The sequence below is a fragment of the Paenibacillus sp. KACC 21273 genome (genome assembly GCF_028736095.1).
GTDB lineage: Bacteria > Bacillota > Bacilli > Paenibacillales > Paenibacillaceae > Saccharibacillus > Saccharibacillus kyungheensis.
Genome location: NZ_CP117876.1, coordinates 2,464,972 through 2,482,231, shown reverse-complemented (window position 1 = coordinate 2,482,231; position 17,260 = coordinate 2,464,972). Strand labels below are relative to the sequence as shown.

Annotated in this window: 19 protein-coding genes and 1 pseudogene; 6 read left to right on the top strand and 14 right to left on the bottom strand. The window is 31.9% G+C overall.

The features are described 5' to 3' along the window. Positions 1–162: 162 nt before the first annotated feature. Both PQ460_RS11170 and PQ460_RS11165 read right to left on the bottom strand, forming a co-directional pair. Positions 163–978, bottom strand: a complete 816-nt coding sequence (locus PQ460_RS11170; protein ID WP_274172733.1) for a hypothetical protein — start codon at positions 976–978, stop codon at positions 163–165. A 65-nt stretch (positions 979–1,043) separates the two neighbouring features. Beyond that, positions 1,044–1,271 (bottom strand): hypothetical protein, encoded by a 228-nt coding sequence (locus PQ460_RS11165; protein ID WP_274172732.1) that lies wholly within the window; start codon positions 1,269–1,271, stop codon positions 1,044–1,046. Positions 1,272–1,715: 444 nt separating this feature from the next. Here PQ460_RS11165 and PQ460_RS11160 point away from each other — a divergent pair, with 444 nt between their 5' ends. Together PQ460_RS11160 and PQ460_RS11155 are read left to right on the top strand one after the other, a co-directional pair. Next, a complete protein-coding gene (locus PQ460_RS11160; protein ID WP_274172731.1) occupies positions 1,716–2,210 on the top strand; it encodes a DUF4352 domain-containing protein in 495 nt (164 codons plus the stop codon). Positions 2,211–2,749: 539 nt separating this feature from the next. After that, entirely contained in the window at positions 2,750–3,505 is a 756-nt protein-coding gene (locus PQ460_RS11155; protein WP_274172730.1) for a hypothetical protein, read from the top strand. Positions 3,506–3,564: 59 nt separating this feature from the next. Here PQ460_RS11155 and PQ460_RS11150 read toward each other — a convergent pair. Beyond that, positions 3,565–3,708, bottom strand: a pseudogene (locus PQ460_RS11150) (holin); the annotation flags it as partial. Between the two features lie 377 nt (positions 3,709–4,085). Here PQ460_RS11150 and PQ460_RS11145 point away from each other — a divergent pair. From PQ460_RS11145 to PQ460_RS11135, 3 genes are all read left to right on the top strand, one after another. Continuing rightward, positions 4,086–7,379 (top strand): S-layer homology domain-containing protein, encoded by a 3,294-nt coding sequence (locus tag PQ460_RS11145; RefSeq protein WP_274172729.1) that lies wholly within the window; start codon positions 4,086–4,088, stop codon positions 7,377–7,379. 63 nt (positions 7,380–7,442) lie between these two features. Continuing rightward, positions 7,443–7,661: a hypothetical protein gene (locus PQ460_RS11140; protein ID WP_274172728.1), complete on the top strand. Its 219-nt coding sequence runs from the start codon at positions 7,443–7,445 to the stop codon at positions 7,659–7,661. Positions 7,662–7,686: 25 nt separating this feature from the next. Beyond that, positions 7,687–8,364 (top strand): hypothetical protein, encoded by a 678-nt coding sequence (locus PQ460_RS11135; RefSeq protein WP_274172727.1) that lies wholly within the window; start codon positions 7,687–7,689, stop codon positions 8,362–8,364. A gap of 327 nt (positions 8,365–8,691) precedes the next feature. On the opposite strand, the gene PQ460_RS11130 is transcribed toward PQ460_RS11135, so the two are convergent. From PQ460_RS11130 to PQ460_RS11105, 7 genes are all read right to left on the bottom strand, one after another. After that, a complete protein-coding gene (locus PQ460_RS11130) occupies positions 8,692–9,789 on the bottom strand; it encodes a hypothetical protein (protein ID WP_274172726.1) in 1,098 nt (365 codons plus the stop codon). A gap of 30 nt (positions 9,790–9,819) precedes the next feature. Continuing rightward, positions 9,820–10,044: a hypothetical protein gene (locus PQ460_RS11125; protein WP_274172725.1), complete on the bottom strand. Its 225-nt coding sequence runs from the start codon at positions 10,042–10,044 to the stop codon at positions 9,820–9,822. A gap of 622 nt (positions 10,045–10,666) precedes the next feature. Next, positions 10,667–10,942, bottom strand: coding sequence for a nucleoside 2-deoxyribosyltransferase domain-containing protein (locus PQ460_RS11120; RefSeq protein ID WP_274172724.1), 276 nt, complete (start codon positions 10,940–10,942; stop codon positions 10,667–10,669). A gap of 37 nt (positions 10,943–10,979) precedes the next feature. Continuing rightward, positions 10,980–11,198 carry a hypothetical protein gene (locus PQ460_RS11115; protein WP_274172723.1) on the bottom strand — a complete coding sequence of 73 codons (219 nt, stop codon included), beginning with the start codon at positions 11,196–11,198 and terminating at the stop codon, positions 10,980–10,982. Between the two features lie 370 nt (positions 11,199–11,568). After that, positions 11,569–11,892: a hypothetical protein gene (locus PQ460_RS11110; protein ID WP_274172722.1), complete on the bottom strand. Its 324-nt coding sequence runs from the start codon at positions 11,890–11,892 to the stop codon at positions 11,569–11,571. Between the two features lie 87 nt (positions 11,893–11,979). Beyond that, entirely contained in the window at positions 11,980–12,123 is a 144-nt protein-coding gene (locus PQ460_RS23535; protein ID WP_443147214.1) for an S-layer homology domain-containing protein, read from the bottom strand. Between the two features lie 726 nt (positions 12,124–12,849). Beyond that, positions 12,850–13,818 (bottom strand): hypothetical protein, encoded by a 969-nt coding sequence (locus PQ460_RS11105; protein WP_274172721.1) that lies wholly within the window; start codon positions 13,816–13,818, stop codon positions 12,850–12,852. Between the two features lie 120 nt (positions 13,819–13,938). On the opposite strand from PQ460_RS11105, the gene PQ460_RS11100 reads away from it, so the two are divergent. After that, positions 13,939–14,382, top strand: coding sequence for a hypothetical protein (locus PQ460_RS11100; RefSeq protein ID WP_274172720.1), 444 nt, complete (start codon positions 13,939–13,941; stop codon positions 14,380–14,382). 80 nt (positions 14,383–14,462) lie between these two features. Here PQ460_RS11100 and PQ460_RS11095 read toward each other — a convergent pair whose 3' ends face one another. From PQ460_RS11095 to PQ460_RS11080, 4 genes are all read right to left on the bottom strand, one after another. Further along, entirely contained in the window at positions 14,463–14,891 is a 429-nt protein-coding gene (locus PQ460_RS11095) for a PHP domain-containing protein (protein ID WP_274172719.1), read from the bottom strand. A gap of 162 nt (positions 14,892–15,053) precedes the next feature. Then, a complete protein-coding gene (locus PQ460_RS11090; protein WP_274172718.1) occupies positions 15,054–15,512 on the bottom strand; it encodes a hypothetical protein in 459 nt (152 codons plus the stop codon). Between the two features lie 437 nt (positions 15,513–15,949). Further along, positions 15,950–16,105 carry a hypothetical protein gene (locus PQ460_RS11085; protein ID WP_274172717.1) on the bottom strand — a complete coding sequence of 52 codons (156 nt, stop codon included), beginning with the start codon at positions 16,103–16,105 and terminating at the stop codon, positions 15,950–15,952. A gap of 426 nt (positions 16,106–16,531) precedes the next feature. Continuing rightward, positions 16,532–17,101, bottom strand: a complete 570-nt coding sequence (locus PQ460_RS11080; RefSeq protein ID WP_274172716.1) for a helix-turn-helix domain-containing protein — start codon at positions 17,099–17,101, stop codon at positions 16,532–16,534. Positions 17,102–17,260: the final 159 nt, after the last annotated feature.

Here is a 17,260-nt window from a genome sequence, read left to right as displayed (position 1 = left end):
CAAAATAGTAAATCTGTAATACATAACGTACAAAGTATTTTATTTTTATTTAAAACAATTTAATTAGGTCTGTCTAAAGCCTAATTTTACTAGGTATTTTCAAATAAAAAATGTAATGCATAAAGTACACTTTTTATTTGCATGTACACATTAACAAACTTTTTATGCTATCGGAAGAGAAGGATCTTCATCTTGATGAACGTATATTTCTTTTTTAATCAACTCTTCTTTCTCAATAAATTTGTATACCATACATTTATCTTGAATAGGATTATCCCCTAATAAAAATTGATTGTTTTCATTCAGATGAAATATATACCATTTAGTAACTTCCGTGCCATTCCCAAATTTAATAAATAAAAGTTTTTCAACTCTTATCTCTTTTGTAATAAGAATTAAAGTATTCTCAAAAAGACGCAAGCATAAAGCACCAATAAAAATAAATAATAGTATTATTAAGATAATAAGAAATCTAAGTTCAATAAGTTTATTTATATCTATAATTTGCTTAACATCTTCTTCGTTTAAAGTAAATAATGATCCAGCAATAAGTGGGATAAGTGAGAAGCTGAACAAGTTATATAATAATAAAAATAAAGAAGCAATTTTTCTGTCAGCTTCTTCAAAATATTTCTTCAATCCTTGCTTAAAATAGATAATTGCATAAAAAATTGCTCCTATCAAAAGAATTGCTAATACAACAATTGTTATAATAATTAGCATGTATTTCAATTTCAAAATCATCAGTAGAACTGAACAATAAAACAATGTTGCAGAAATAAGAATAACTACAAATGTAGTCTTTGTAGCTTTTATAAAAAAATTCTTTTCTTTGCTGTACACTAATTTTTCGATTTTAGTAGATGTAAACATTGTTAAAAACCTTGAACGTCCTACAAAAAATAGTATCCCAATTATGAGACTTAATATTCCTCCAGGTAATACTTTGCTTAAAAGTAAAGTCTGTAATTCAACCATTATAATTATCTCCTTATGTATCTTTGTTTTTTACATAAGTAATAACGGCTTAAATCGAAAAATTGTTAATATTTTTTATAAGTTCTAAATATATGTATATCCCTAGAATAGTAAACATCTTGAATCTTTATATACTCTAACGTATACTTCTGGATCACTCCCCCATAATCAATAATCACATCTACTTCTATTTCTAATTCTTTCATTACATCTACTCTTACCTGGCTGATCACTGCTGCAAATAACTCTGCATCTGTTCTCAGTACTCTAAAAACGCTATGATCTATCAGCATCTACTCCTTTAATTTAAAAATAAAAAAGACTTTATTAGCTATATAAGCTAATAAAGTCCTTGGTTCTTCCAAGTAATATAGAATATGCTTTTTATTTTATTTACCTTTAGTCTCTTGGTTTAACACCTTCCAAATTACAGAAGGTACTCAACCAAAGTACTAAAAACCTATTAAATAATAGTTTTCCCAAAAAATAATAGCACTATCAAGAAAACCAAAGTACATAGAGCTATACGAAGTATGCTCTTCATTATGTGAAACACCTCCTTTACCTGAAGAGGTTATTAATAAGAGTACATTGAAAAAAGTAATAAAGCAATATGTAAAATGACTTGCTCATAAAGTTGAAATTCTTCACAAATTAATTAATAATATAGCATGATTGACCTAGTTCTTATATACTACAATTGGTAAAAATTATATTCTAAAGGGGAATTTAGAAAAATGAAGATTAAAATGAGCATTTTGGCATTTTGTGCAGTAGTAATGTTATCTGCTTGCGCTCCTACTGCACAACCAAAGGCGGTAGATCCTGCACAAAAAGAATTTAAGATTGGTGATACTGTCGATTTAGAAGGTTTTGAAACTACTGTAACTAAAGTTGAAAAATCAAAAGGTAGTGAATATGATAAACCTAGATCCGGCAACGAGTTTGTTATTGTACACATAGAACTAAAAAACAACAGTTCAAAACAAGTGTCTTATGATCCTTCCAATTACAAAATGTCCAATAGTAAAGGGCAAATTACAGATATAGCATCTACCATGGTAGATCAAGATACTTATTTATCGTATGGCGATTTAGCATCTGGCGGAAGTATAGAAGGAACATTAGCATTTGAGCAACCTAAGAATGATAAAAAGCTTCAATTACAATATACAGATTATACGGTCTATAAGGTCGCATATGAGACTTCTCTGAAAATTAATCTACAGTAATAAGAGAGGTATTATCAATGTTTGCAGTGGGTTTATTTGGTAGGATTTCAGAATAATCTGTGCAATAATCACCTTAATTGTCGGGGCATTGATGTTGCCCTTTCTAGTACAGAAACTTCTCAAATATGGACTTTAGCATTATTAACTTTAGTATTTAGTATAGTTAGTGCGGAAATGTCAAAAACAAAACCTAAATTAACTGGATGACTTATGCTAGCTAGTGGAATTGCTGGATTCATATGCATTTCCGTATTTTATCTTTTGCCAGGCGTTTTGCTGGTTATTGGTGGATTTATGGGAATTTTCTCTGAGAAGAAAAAAATGAAGTTGTTCTCTCGAGCGAATCTACAATATTATAAAAAAAGCCCTATCCGCTCTTAAGAGTAGATAAGGCTTTTTTAACTTAATTTAATTAGTAGCTTATAATTTCAAAACCCAAGTTAATAACCCACTATAAAAGTAAATATTTACATTTTTTAATTTTATATTTACTTTTAACATGATAATTCAAAAAAATAATTTAGAAATGAGGAAGAAATGTGCAAACCATTAGTGAAGGTGAAGATAGCAATGAATTATATCTCCAAAAAGAATTAGAACCATATATCAAAGGACTTATAAAGTGTATGGAGGTTGTTGGAATGGCTGTAGAAGCACACCCTCCTATAAAATTATCACAAACAAGTAGTTCTTTAAAAGTAGTTCAGACTTTACTTATAAAATCTACAAATGACATAAGATCCTTGTGGATTTTGGGAGCGAAAGGATACTCTATTCAAGCTGCAACTATTGCATCTTCATTATTTGAGTCTTCTATAATGATAAATTATATAGGTGATAATGACGATTTAGCTAACGAATGGATAAAACATACCAATCCCGCAGGTTTGCCTAAAAAATTAGGTGCTTATACAGAAAAAGTTTTCAAAAAATTGGTCACAGACTATGATTCTGCTACTAGAGAGCAGCTTGATGTATACGGAATATTATGTCGTGCTAAACATGGAAATCCAACGTTATTGAAAGTACATTACTATAAACTAGAAGATGATACAATTGTAGCCGATTATGGTCCTGAAAATGGCGAAGAATCTATAAAACTGACATGTTTTTCAATTGAAAATTCAATATCTTTTATGATGATAGCACTTGAATCCTTCATAAATAATCATCTTAGTAAATTTCAAATTGATTTTTCAAATCTGATTACAAAATTTGAAGAAACAAGATTATATTATGATGAGTTAGTCACAACATCAATTAAGCGCTGGGGTAAAACTGAATCAGATAATTAACCAAAAATAAAATCTTTTAAATTTAAAATTATACCCGTAGCAAATTTGCTACGGGTATATTAAACTTTTTTTGTCTCTGAACGGTCTTTCAAAACCATTTCAAATAATCCTGTTGCTGATAACCCAGCTAATCCACCTGCCCATAAGCTAATCAAATCTAAGTAGCTAAAGGGATATGCAGCCGTCCCAATTCCTAATCCAATTTACATTTTTCTGATTCATTAATGGCGGAGATACCCTTTCCACTACAATAATGTTATTAGAATTTATATGAATAATTATTTCTTTCATTAGATACTATTATTGATTTCAATAGAATATTAGCAAGAAATTATATATAGTACAGGACACTCAGTTGTATAGTAATTTATCTTGACCAAAATATAGTGAAATATTCAAAGAGTTTTCAACATTATACATGTAAAAATAAATAATAATTCTATAATTTTAATCAATATGACAAAAAACGACAATAATTTCTTTTTAAAAGTGTTATTATATCTTTTGTCCTAATTAATTGGGGAATTAAATAGGACTTTTGTTTTTTGAAAACTACAAATAGAACAAGGGGACTAGAAACATGAAGAAATTAAGTATTTTCTTATTGGCATTGATGCTAATCTTGTCGCAGCCAAGTTTTGCAAAGGCATCATCAACAGAATTGAAAGAGCATTGGGCAGCAGCTCTAATGGAGGATTGGATATCTAAAGGGATATTAAAAGGTTATGAAGATGGCAAAGTGCATCCAGATCGTTCAGTTACCAGAGCAGAATTTTTAAGTTTATTGCATAAAGGCTTCGATAATAGAAATATTTATGATACTTCTAATCTAAAAAATCAATTTAAAGATGTATCTTCGAAAAATTGGTATTATCAAGATGTTTTACAGGCTGTTCATGAAGGATTTATCAAAGGATATCCTAATAATACTTTTCAACCTAATAAAACGTTAACAAGGCAAGAAGCAGCCGTTATTTTGGCTAATAAATTGAATTTAAAAGAAGATAAGCTAGATCTTTTAAAAGAGTATACAGATTCTAACACTGTAGCTACATGGGCAAGTACCAGTTTTGCAGGAGTATTAAACCATGCTGTACTTACTGGATATCCAAACAAAACATTAATGCCTAAGAATCAGTTAACACGCGCAGAAGCTGTAACATTATTGGATAAGGCGATTACATATCAATCTTCTACAGTCAATCCAAAACCAATTGTAGATGAGACAACCACCGGTAGTCCATCAAGTGCTTTTACTAACTTTGGTGGAGGCGGTAGTAAAACAACATCAAAAGTTATCACTACTGTAGATCTCCAATTAGATTCGGATAAAGATGGTTTACCTGACTACATGGAAGAACTATTAGGCACAGATAAGAACAATCCTGATAGTGATGGAGATGGGCTGACAGATGGACAAGAAGTTAACAGAATTGGAACCAGTCCATTAAAAGCTGATACTAACGGCAATGGGATGAAAGATGGATTAGAAGATAATGATCATGATGGTTTGAATAATATTAGAGAAATGCAATTGAATACTGATCCAAACAATGAAGATTCAGATTTTGATGGATGGAATGATGGTCTTGAAATTCAGAGAGAAACCGATCCTTTAAAAGCTGATACAGACAATGATGGTTTAGATGATTCTATAGAAGAAAATTTTGGGATGAATCCTTTAAATTCTGATACTAATGGAAATGGAATTAAAGATGGTGATGAGACTGTGTTGTATAAAACAGAGATTGCTTCTTATGAGAGCGATCCTTATGTAACTCCATCGGTTAAAATCTCTTCTAAAGCAAAACAAGCTGATACCACTGTAATTACAAATGTTTATGGTGAAGATGCTTTTATCAATAAAAATATTCCTGGTTATATAGGAGCACCTTACGAATTTACTACAGATGTAAAGTTTGATACAGCAGAAATGACTTTTGAATATGACCCTAGTTTACAATCTAGTGATTTTGAACCTACAATCTTTTATTATAATAAAGAGAAACAGCTATTAGAAAAAGTGCCTAATCAGACGTATAATCCGGCTACTCATTCTGTAACTGCTATTGTAAAACATTTTAGTACTTACATTCTTTTGAATGGTCAAAAGTGGGATAAAGCTTGGGAAGAAAAAATGAAAGTACCTGAAACAACTAATGGCAATTTAGATATTGTATTTAGTATCGACACTTCTGGGAGTATGGTTGATAATGATCCAGACAATTTAAGATTAAAAGCAGTAAGTAATTTTGTTGATAAATTAGGTTCTAATGATAGAGCATCAATTTACCAATTCGATGATTATCCAGTTCGTAGAATTGCTTTAAGTTCTAATAAACAATCAGTGCAACAGGCAGTATACAGTGTTCACGGCGCTGGTGGAACTGATATTTATTACGCTTTAAGTCATGCTGTTAGAGAGATCAAAAATAATAGTAAACCAGAAAATACTAAAATTATCGTTCTTCTAACTGATGGTCAGGGAAATTCAAATAACAATCGAATCGATTCTGTTTTAGAAGAAGCCAAAGAACTGAATATCATTATTTATACTATTGGGTTAGGTGTACAAGCAGATAAAGATAATTTAACGCATATTGCTTATGGATCAGGTACGGGAGGAGAATATTTCTTTGCATCTTCGGCTGATGTAATAGATTTAGCATATGAAAATGTAGCAAAAGAAACTATTGATTTGGCTTTAGATACAGATCAGGATGGATTACCTGATTATTTTGAAATTAATGGCGTACGTCTCGGCAATGGTGAATGGATACATGGACTTGATCCGAAAAATGCAGATACTGACGGAGATGGATTATTCGATGGTGAAGAACTGAAATGGCTGCTAGATGATCAAAATACTGACTTAATCTATTTCACAATGAAATCTGATCCTACGAAGTACGACACAGATGGAGACAGTTTACATGATCGAATGGATGCTGAACCTCTAATTTATAATCTGACAGACCGTAATGCAACTTTAATGGCAGATCTAAGCTATGTAAATTTAGAATCCTCTCAAGGAAAAAATATGGAAGAACTACGAAATAACATCGACATAGATAATCGATTTAATATGTCATCATATGACTCTACTTCTCTTATTAATCCTAATCCCTACCTTGAGTTAGCTGGATGGAAAATTATCAAAGCACAACATCATGACCAAGATAATAGTGGATTTGCTGCTGTAGCTCTAAAAAGAGGAAATACAATTGCTTTTGCTTTTAGAGGAACAGAGATGAAAGAAAGTAATGATCTGGTAGCAGATGCTGTGCTTTTTGTATCTAATAGCAACATGATGACTTATTATACTGAAGGTTTTGTAGCTAGTGTGCTCAAAGAAAATCCAAATGCTAAAGTTTATAGTATTGGGCATTCTTTAGGCGGTTTTCTTTCAAGTGTGATTTCATATGATCTAATATCGTTAAATACTAGCCGATCAGATGGAAATCAGCAGGCTTACAAAGTATTTAAAGAAAATAATTTTACATTTGTTAAAGGAAAAAACTTTAATCCTGCTCCATTATTCATAAGTGCACATTTGATTTCTATTGTAATGAACGGTGCACTTAAAAATGTTCCTTATTTACAAAATGCTATTCCTCTTGAAGAAGCTACAAAGCCGCAATATCAAGATCAAATCGATAATTATTGGATTGAAGGAGAGTTTTTAAGTTTGGTAACCTATTTTGGTGGAGGTGTAAGGATTGGAAAAGTATATCCTGCCTTTACTCCTAAATCTGGAAATGCAATTATTCAACCTACTATAGATATTGTGACAGGCATTATGACAGGAGCAGAAGAAGTTTTTAGTAGACATGGTATTAATAATTTTTATGAGCAATTTCCTAAAATAAATTAAATTATATGGAAAAGTTGGTTTCGATGAAGAATCCAACTTTTCCATATTGATAAGGTGATAATGATGAAACTAAAAAGAAGAGAATTAGCTATACTAACAGATGAACAATTACAAAATTGTATAATTTCTGAAATAGAAGTAGAAATATATATGCTCAATGAACTTGATCATACAGGGAGAATCATTGGCTACAGTGAAAGCTCTATTCAAACAGAAGTAGGAAGATACTTGAGAGAAATTTGTGAAATCAAAACTAAACAAAATTATTTGAAATTATTGTAATATTCTTAGAAAGGAATACTCAATTGTGATAGATAATAATGAGAGCTCAAATGACAACAATATCTTAAAACAAGATATTGAAAAGAGATTAAATAAGGTTAGAAATTTAGCAATAGAATCAAATAATTTAAAATTCTTAAAAATGGTATATAAAGTCGAGAAAAAAATAATAAAAATGAAATTAAAAAATAATCTAACACCTCTTAAATTAAATCATTATAATCATGAATTAATTAAGATTGAATTAAAACTTCATGATTATAATCAATATGGAAGTAGTAAAGAATACGCAATAATAGCTTACACAGTAGTATCAGCAGGAATAGCAACTATTTTAAGTAAAGCATATATAGTACAAGCTATAGAACATCTTAACGATCCGAAGTATATTGATGATAAAATATCCTTACAATTTAGTATAGGCCTTTCTAATTTAATGATAACATTGACTGCAGGAGCCATAGGATTTGTAACTTATGCATATGCACATTTATCACAAAACAGAGCACGATCTTCTGATAAATTGATATTAGCTATACTATTTCCTATAATATTATTAATAATATTTATTGATGTATCTCAATCATTTGAGTTATCACTCCCATCATTGTTATGTTTTGCAGTCGGTTATAATTTTCAAATTTTATTACTTTTTGCTAATAAAATTTTAGAAAAAGTAAAAGAAACTATTGAAAAGATTTAGATTATAAAATCTATATATAATTAGCTAAAAGGCTACTCTTAAAAAGAGTAGCCTTTTTATTTCAATAAATATATTATGTTCATGTTTTATTTATATTTTGTAAATCATCATGTTCTTTAATCCTCTCTTCCCTTTCTTTAGTAATTTGTATATTGGTTATTGTTATCTCAATATAATTTTTATTATCTATGAAGCCTAACACGTACACCTCTAGTTGTAGCTTTGGTCAGAACTGATGGCGTCACACCTTTTGGATGCTTAACCATATTTTTGAAAACTAATTTTATAACTATTGTACTTCTATTATTGAATCGTACAATGCTATATTTACTCTGTTATTACCACTACACCATCGATTCCAACACTAAATAGCGTTTTCGTTTCAGCATCAGTTTCTATTTCATGTCGTTTACCTTCTAATAAATTTAGTATTCCAGTATCTTGTTCATCTCCATTAATTTTTCTATATAGGTTTGATTCTCTAAAAAAATCAGCACTCTTAGCTAAATTATTTTGAATATTTTCTTCATACTCTTTTACATATATATTTAACAAATTATATATATCTTTCATTAGACCAATTTTTAAACCTTCACATGGAATTGTATATAAAATAAATGCTGTACCATTTAAAAATTTTTCTTCCCTCTCTTGGTCTGATAACATGCTTACTAGAAAATAATAATATTTAAAAACCATCTCATCCCCATCAACTGTGACCTTCTTTTTTTCGGCACCCTCTGGATCAATAACATCTAAATAAATTTGGTTAGGTATACCTGGTGTCTGATTTTTTTTTGTTACACGTACGGGGAGTTTGGCAAATGTAGATACAATAATTTTTTTCAAGTTAGAGCCTTTATATGTTTTCGATTGATTTGTTGAATATTTAAAATCAATCGAAGTAACATTTTTTAATTGTGTTTCAGCTTTTCTAATATAATCTATTTTTGAAAAATCGCTACTATCAAATGAACCTTTAGCTTCAATTAAATAAGATTGTCCACTTTTTGCTATACCCCACAAATCTGGACGCGATCTATTTCCTGGTCTGAGATTAGGTGTAATTGATTCGTTAGATAGATGCTCAGTAAATTTAATTTCAAGCTGAATCTGAGCATAGAGATGGGCAAAAATCATTCCGATGAAAAAGCCTACAGCACCTTTTTCACTACTCTCTAAAAATGATACGTTTTTAAATCGAAGATGTAGAGAACTTTTATCTATAAATGTATGAATTATATTCGTTTTCCAATTTAGAATTTCTTTCGGGAAATAGTTAGAATTATGATATTTATATGGTGATCCTACTGTAACTGCTGCAGCATACAAAGCATTTTTGGAAAAAGATAGTTGTTGATTATCTGCTCTAATATTTTTTTGTTCAAAGTCGGATAAACTATCAAAAAGTCTGTAAGTAATCATTACTATCCCTCTATTCAACAAGTATTTATTTTATCTTTGCCCTTTGTATTCAAACATGACAGAATGCTTAAGTAGATCTGCAGGATTAGGATACAACTGATACACTCTGTCAAGAAGGGTATTCGCATCTTCATTTGTCATATACTCTTCGATTTGCTTGCTACATGCTGATTTAATCAATTTCTCTGCTTCTGGATCTAGCCCAACAATGCGTGTTACATGCAGTATATTTGTAGTTCCATCGATAAGATACATTGGGACAAGATTATCTAGCTGTAGGAACATCTTGATTGTCTATAACTCTCTACCAATTACAGTTAATGTGCAATCATATACCAAAGGTGATCCAAGATAAGATGATAAACGTTACGTGATTCTCAATATAGATATGAATTCGAAGTAGATCCAACTTAAAATTTCTGATTTCTTTTTTAGAAGGATTCATCATATAACAGCGAATATGAAAAATCTTTCCTTTGATATTTGCAAAACTGTAATCTTGCTTTGGGTTAGGATTGATGAATAAAGAATTTTTTCTTAATTCTTCATTCATCAAGATAGATAATCCTTTCTTGCTCTTAAATTATAAAATCTGGTTCATAATATGAATTATTCTCATTTACTTGTTAAAAAATATAGTACTATCTTCACAATTCATTACTTTCAGTTAATAGTGTCCATTAAAATGTATAAGTTGAGAAGAATGAATTAACAAATATGAATTAGAATACCCTTTATTCATCATACTATATCCTCATTTTTTACATAAGTGTTTATGATTATCATTTTTAATTATATCAGGTTTTTAATACAAATTTTGCTTTAATCATTCTGGTTTGGAATACAAATCTCACCACAAACAGTAATACCTAAGTAATTAGTAAAACTGTATGCAAAATGGTATAATATCGTTTTTTTCGGGTCTTTTATTAGAGTCATCTACAACTTCAGCAATAGAATAAAAGCCCACCATTTCAGCGGTTAAAACATACAGAACAAAATCACACTCACCGCGCTGCTTTAGTTCTTCTTTCAAATGTTCCGGTTTCCACCAGGGAACCACTGGATTAAAATAATCCCTCTGTAATAGCGGAATAAGGTCTTCTCTCCATATACTGTTGTTGCAGGTTCCCCCTAGAAAAACTTTTTTCATCTCAGGATCCTCCATAGCATTTGTGGTAATACACCACTCAGTTGTGCGACTTTTCCATAGGCAAAGAAGGCCATTTATGGTTTCTAAACGGTCTTCTCTTTTCATTTGCGATCATCGCGATTAGCAGAAAAGTACATAAAAACGTTCCCACCATGGAAATGGAAATCATGGTTTCTGCTGATAGCTGACTAAAGTGGGTAGTGATAATAACGATGACGACTGCTAAACAAGGTCCAGTAGATTCTGCTTGTTGCATGTACAACTGTAACAAGTGTTCAGTGATCATCACTTTAGATTTTTACGATCATTGTTTGATCACACATAGAACTTTCTTCATATTGCCATTGCACCAAAAACTCATAGCTGATGTCTCCCATCAAAGAAACAGCAACATTTACTTGTTTCACCTTTCCCCGTACCCCAAATTGAGGATCCTCATCATCGTTCGTAATATGTTTAACAAGCTCATCGACTTGAATCGGAGGTACAACGGTATTCTTAATCGTCTTTTGAAGTTCTTTACGTTTCTCACTAAGAATTTGGTTAATAAAAGGGTTATCTTTTATTGATTCGATGGTCGTTGTAATATTTTGCAGTTGTTGTTGTAACCGTCTAATATATTGAGCTCATGATTCTTCAGTGTGAGGGATAAAAATTAGTGCTGTTCGGAATCCTTCTTCGTCTGAATGACTCTTTGGACAAACTGTCCTAATATTTGCCCATCCTGCCTGAAGATATAGTTGTACTACATCATCTAAATCTCTAAGATCTAGCTGACTTAATCGATCATTCTCAATCTCTATTTCAATTTGAGACATAGAGTTTTCTATAACAAGACGATGATTAATGTAGTTTATTAAGTCATTCTGGCTATCTATCGTTAATTCTTTTCTTTCTTGCAATACTTTTTCTATAGAGTATGGTTTAGCTTTTATTTCCGGTACACCCATAATATTCAGCTCCTATGAAATATGAAATGTAGACAGGTAAAGCCGTATCGATAGAAGATAATTCTTCGATACGGCTTTGATCAGTATTTAGTGAATATGAATAAGACGATAAATAACAGCGGCTGCTTCTGCGCGAGTAATAGGCGCTTTAGGCTTAAACGAACCATCAGGATATCCATAAAGAGTGCCTTGTTTGACTACTGTTTCTACATATGGTTTCGCCCATTTAATGATCTGATTTTGATCCTTAATGTAGGATTTACATCTGCAAGTAGTGGTAATCCATACGACACATTTGAAAGGATAATAGCTGCTTGTTCTCTTGGAATCTGCTGGTTAGGTGCATATTTAACGCTAGTCAATCCTTTTGTTACTCTATTATTAAGAGCAATAGCTAATTCTGTAGCTTACCAAGCATGGATATCCGGCTGCTATACTAATCACGTTGATTTGTGAAGCTTCTGTATACTGTTCTTTGCTTAAACGTTACATTTATGGACACTCTGACTGCCTCCTACAGCAATCGTTAATGCCACAAATCCTGTACCGACTCGCTTTAGTATTGTTGATTTCAAAACGCGTTACCCTTTTTGGTATATTCGTTTCCACCTCTTACGTTGTAATCACCCTTTCCAAAATGTATGCGTGACATTACCAACTATAATTTCACATTTTAAGCCGAATTCATGGATCATCATTTCTCTCTAAACGTAGAAATAAGTCATACTTAAACAGACCTACTTAAAACTAAAAAAACCACCCGGCGATAACTCGCTAAGTGGTTTTAATTTGGATTAATACTATATTAATCGATTTTTTTTCACTTGTAGTTCCTTTAGAGTAGTCATTTAGTATATTTTTGTATCCTATTTTAAAATATAATTTCTATACCTCTCTTATCAGTATAGTTAATGTGGAATTAGCTATTCTTTAATGATCTACTACTATGATTGGTATTTACTTATAATGTTCAATAAAACTCATACAGAAATCAAAAAAATCGCTCTCTTTAAGCAAATCTTTATATGAACAAAAATATTGATCCATTATTGTCTGATGTTGATCATTAAAGTTTCTTCTTTTTTCTTCTATAAACTGTGCAAGATTGGTCCATTTATGGTGTGCTGCAAGTCTTTCAAAAGCTAAAAATGACCCTAAAACATGGGATAGTGAGTATTCAATCCCAAACTTTTCGTTCAAGCATATTCGTTGCAAAATATAGCTTTCTAGGTTGTCTGGAATAGAAATATTTTCAAAAACGGCTGTTGGTTCTATCTCATCTAGTTCGTCAGACGATTTTTCCCCTACAGCAATTTGTTCTTCACACGATTTTAGCAACTCTTGCATTCTAGCATCGTGAAGTGGATGAATATAAATCCTACCGCAGAAGTAATATTCTTGATGATATTTAGCTCTAAATTCCAAATAGTATTGAAAGTAGCCGTAGATACACATATATAATTTTGAGGTTACATTACCACTATTCTCTAGTATACGTTCTTTTAGCGTAGGGAATTGAATACTGAAATCGCAAAGATGTACTAACTCATGAATAACTACTGATCTTATAAAAATTGTACCATCTGAACCTGAATAAAAGCCAAGTTTTTGCATGTTAATAAGAATGATATGTTGATTTTGTTGGCGATATTTTTCTGATTGTTCTTCTATAGGGATATATGTAGCATTAGGTGCATTGTTAGAATCGATTTTAGCTTGATGAATCTTCTTTAAATCTTCATAAAAGTACTCCGAGAAAATCAATCGTGCATTGATATCCTTTATCTTTGCACCTAAAATCCTGCTAATATAGTCCAAAGCAGGACGAGCATAGAACTTTAGAATCTCTTCATGAGACCAATCGATTAATCCACCTGATTCTATATCGATCGCTCCATATTTTGTCACTTCAGTCTTATAGCCCATTTGAATTCCCCTTGTACATTTTTTATATATTTTTTAATAGCATCTTAATAAGCTATACTAATTACTAAACTATAGTAATAATGATTACTAATACGATAATCAAAATTCAGGAGGCTCTACATGAATTCTCATTTAGATATGGCTATATCATTAAAAAACCATATGGACACTGTTATTCAGGAGGTTGAAAACTATTCAACATTGTTAATAAAGTTGTACCCTAATATACATGATGATAGTTTTTCTGGAAGTTCTAGCAATTATACAAATGAAGTCAAACTAGTACGTAGGGACCGTGATTTATATCAACAAAAACAAAAAATTAAAATGGCTTTTGATGGATTGGATTTTGAGCAAACTAAAATGATTCATGCCATAATGATTATCGGAAAATCACATGAAGAAATAGGCGAAGGTCCTAATATTGCAATTAAAAAAACATTTAATACAGTGATGGCCTTAGATAAAGAACAAAGTGTAGAAATGATGGTTTCAAAAATAGGAAACCTACACAATGATCTGGGTAAATATTTAAAAAACGGAATGTCGTTGCTTCATTTCTAACTTATCTTTGATCTTACTACACGATTAGAAAAAAATCATAAAAAAAAGCCCTACATAGCATATATGTAGGGTTTTTTTGATCAAATCTTATACTGTAATGGCATACGCTTTTGATAGTATGTCAAATAATGAATTCCTATCGATCGTAACGAATCGCAGTCTTCATCAAATCCATCTGCTATGGTTTGGGTATTATGAGCATCTGAGCCCAATACCAATATTTCTCCTCCAAGATCGACATAGCGCTTAATGATATCGTAACCCGGAATAGGAGAACCAATTTTACGACCCATTACTGTTCGATACCCGGACGTATTCACATCGAGGCCTTTTCCTTGATTCACGAGCATTCGCAGTGCTTCATCGATTAAATCGGTATAGTCATGATGAGCATAAGCCAAGGAATAGTATGGGTAAGGACTGTATCTTCGCAAGTAGCCGATATGACCGACTACATCAAAATCAGGAGTATTACGTGTCGATGCGACAACCTCCTGTAGATACTTCATGAGCTGTTTTTCAATATAAATAAAAGTATGCTTTTACATACACGTTTCTCTGTCGAAATGTAATCGCCTGATGCTCGATGGCATGCTGTGGAAAGTGAAAACCGGTGCGCCTTGAAGAGATTTGCCCGAACGGTTTGGGCCTTGGGAAACCGTGTACGGGTTTTACGCCTTGTTCGACGGACCGTTCAACTCGTTGATTTTCTTTTCAAATTCTGTGCGCAGCTTCTCTTGATCCTTCACTAATTTTTGAATAAGCTTAATCGCATCGCTGTTATAGTCATCTAGCATTAACAGCGTCACTTTGCCCACTTCCTTCTTAATATTGCTCTCTGCTTCTTCCAAGATCTTAAGAAGATTCGGAATCAATAAATTATTAGAGTCTTGCTTCGTCGGAGTGGCGATATTGAGCGCGTACATACCTCGACTTACCCTTTTGATTTTTCCATAGTGATTCAAGGTCTGCACGCTGCCAGCGAACACGCCGTCGGTAATGGGAATTTCAAGGGTATTGTCGACATGCGCTCTTATCTCCTTCCAGTTATATTCCTTTTCTGGATCAGAACTAAGCAGTTGAACAATCACGTCTTTCGTTTGTGCGCTGTGCGAAATTTCATTTGTCACAATTATGACCTCCGTGTTTCGAATTTTAAAACTTGTTTATACTTTGCATATTTTTACTATATAATCAAAGTTTTTAAATGTAAATACATAATTTTATAAAATGATCAATTTTTCTAATAAATTGAATTTAACATTAAAGTTTTAAAAAATTATAGATAATAATTCACTTGAAAATTTAGAGAATATTTTGGTCTAGAATGCATTAAAAAAGAAGTATTTAAGGGCTTCTCCTCAAAAAGTAATCCCTAAGTATACAGTTTGTTGATTTATTAGGCGCTAAGAAATAAAGAGCAATCATCTAATAAGAAACTCAAGTTATGATTGCTTTTTTTGAGTTATTGAATTACTTTCATCTTTACTAAACTGGTGGCTCGTATCCAGCAGCTCTTAAAGATTCCACAAATTAAGCTTGGTCTTCCTGCTTTTTAATCAGCTGATTACGCCCCGCCAGTCAATACGAATTTCACTACCATAAGCAAGATTCCTGCCACTGTATAGCGGCCTTCCTTCGTGTTCAGGAAATTCCTAAACCAACCTCCCATGCCTTTGATACTTCCCCAGCATTTACGGATCACGCTTTTAATTCTTTTCATCTTGTCTCCTCCTCTCCGCTTCTTCAAATTGCAATATAAGTTTCAGCAGTCATGGTCGAACATGAACGACGTAATTACTACATATTCCAAAGCTTTCGTCTTACTATCTGTTCATGTTCAAAGTAGAATAAATTACCGAAACACGATTTCAGGGTTTTAACTTTCAAGCTGAATAGGCATTTTTGAAGCTTAAACATCATATGTAAATGGATTTAATTTATTCACATTCGCTCGTCGTATCTTTCAACGCTCTATCCGTTGGGCAGCGCAGTCGACCCGTTGGCCGGATCCCGGCCGCTCCGCTGCAGTTCCATTCGCATGAAACAAAAAAGAACGGCTCACTATAGGAGCCATCCCTTCAACCTTCCTTGTAATATCGAATACACTGAGCGTATAAGCTTTGTAGCAAGTAGACGGCACCTTCTTTTAATCATCCAGAACACCTAAATCCACTATCGGGATTGAATTTGATTCGTCTCGTTTGTCATCCTTTATGCTATCCCTGACCAACTTCTCACTATAAGAAAGCCCGTCATTTTTTTGTATTTCATTAGCTCTTTGTTCTTTACTGGTATTGCGTTCAATTTTCCTTTCTAATACCTCTCTCCCATAAATGAGTAAGAAGGTATGAGTAGGACCATCCTTAACATATTGTTTACGATAAATAAGATTTTTATTCTGCAATTCAGATATCCAGCGACTTATAGTTCTACTAGAAACATTAAAATATTCTGATGTTTTTTCTATGCCTACCCATGTCTCGCCAGTGTAATTCCCAGAGTAAAATGTAAGATAAATATATAATTTCATAGCGCCACCACTTAAATCTCGTAACAAGAAGCTGTCCATCATTGGTTTAAATATTGGAACATAACTAAAATTCTCTAACATTTCTTTTTTCCATTTTTCGTATGTTTTATGAGAATACTCACGATCACTCTTCTTTTGTTTTTCTTTAAATAATTCAACTGCTTTTTCACGCTTACTTTTTTCCATGTTTCCATCCTTCCAGCTTTATAATTGACAAAAATGTCTCCCTATCTATACGTAGTATAGGTTTCAAAGGCCTCTTTATTTTAGAGTATTTTCCTTATTAAGATGTTATAGCAGTATAACTCCTTCCTTACACAATCTTTTGATTTATGTTTTAAATTT

What these genes read in the sequence shown, in the direction of transcription:
- PQ460_RS11170 (WP_274172733.1), bottom strand. Translation starts at nt 978, where the DNA reads ATGGTTGAATTACAGACTTTACTTTTAAGCAAAGTATTACCTGGAGGA.
- PQ460_RS11165 (WP_274172732.1), bottom strand. Translation starts at nt 1,271, where the DNA reads ATGCTGATAGATCATAGCGTTTTTAGAGTACTGAGAACAGATGCAGAG.
- PQ460_RS11160 (WP_274172731.1), top strand. Translation starts at nt 1,716, where the DNA reads ATGAAGATTAAAATGAGCATTTTGGCATTTTGTGCAGTAGTAATGTTA.
- PQ460_RS11145 (WP_274172729.1), top strand. Translation starts at nt 4,086, where the DNA reads ATGAAGAAATTAAGTATTTTCTTATTGGCATTGATGCTAATCTTGTCG.
- PQ460_RS11140 (WP_274172728.1), top strand. Translation starts at nt 7,443, where the DNA reads ATGAAACTAAAAAGAAGAGAATTAGCTATACTAACAGATGAACAATTA.
- PQ460_RS11130 (WP_274172726.1), bottom strand. Translation starts at nt 9,789, where the DNA reads ATGATTACTTACAGACTTTTTGATAGTTTATCCGACTTTGAACAAAAA.
- PQ460_RS11125 (WP_274172725.1), bottom strand. Translation starts at nt 10,044, where the DNA reads ATGTATCTTATCGATGGAACTACAAATATACTGCATGTAACACGCATT.
- PQ460_RS11120 (WP_274172724.1), bottom strand. Translation starts at nt 10,942, where the DNA reads ATGAAAAAAGTTTTTCTAGGGGGAACCTGCAACAACAGTATATGGAGA.
- PQ460_RS11115 (WP_274172723.1), bottom strand. Translation starts at nt 11,198, where the DNA reads ATGCAACAAGCAGAATCTACTGGACCTTGTTTAGCAGTCGTCATCGTT.
- PQ460_RS11110 (WP_274172722.1), bottom strand. Translation starts at nt 11,892, where the DNA reads ATGGGTGTACCGGAAATAAAAGCTAAACCATACTCTATAGAAAAAGTA.
- PQ460_RS11105 (WP_274172721.1), bottom strand. Translation starts at nt 13,818, where the DNA reads ATGGGCTATAAGACTGAAGTGACAAAATATGGAGCGATCGATATAGAA.
- PQ460_RS11100 (WP_274172720.1), top strand. Translation starts at nt 13,939, where the DNA reads ATGAATTCTCATTTAGATATGGCTATATCATTAAAAAACCATATGGAC.
- PQ460_RS11095 (WP_274172719.1), bottom strand. Translation starts at nt 14,891, where the DNA reads ATGAAGTATCTACAGGAGGTTGTCGCATCGACACGTAATACTCCTGAT.
- PQ460_RS11085 (WP_274172717.1), bottom strand. Translation starts at nt 16,105, where the DNA reads ATGAAAAGAATTAAAAGCGTGATCCGTAAATGCTGGGGAAGTATCAAA.
- PQ460_RS11080 (WP_274172716.1), bottom strand. Translation starts at nt 17,101, where the DNA reads ATGGAAAAAAGTAAGCGTGAAAAAGCAGTTGAATTATTTAAAGAAAAA.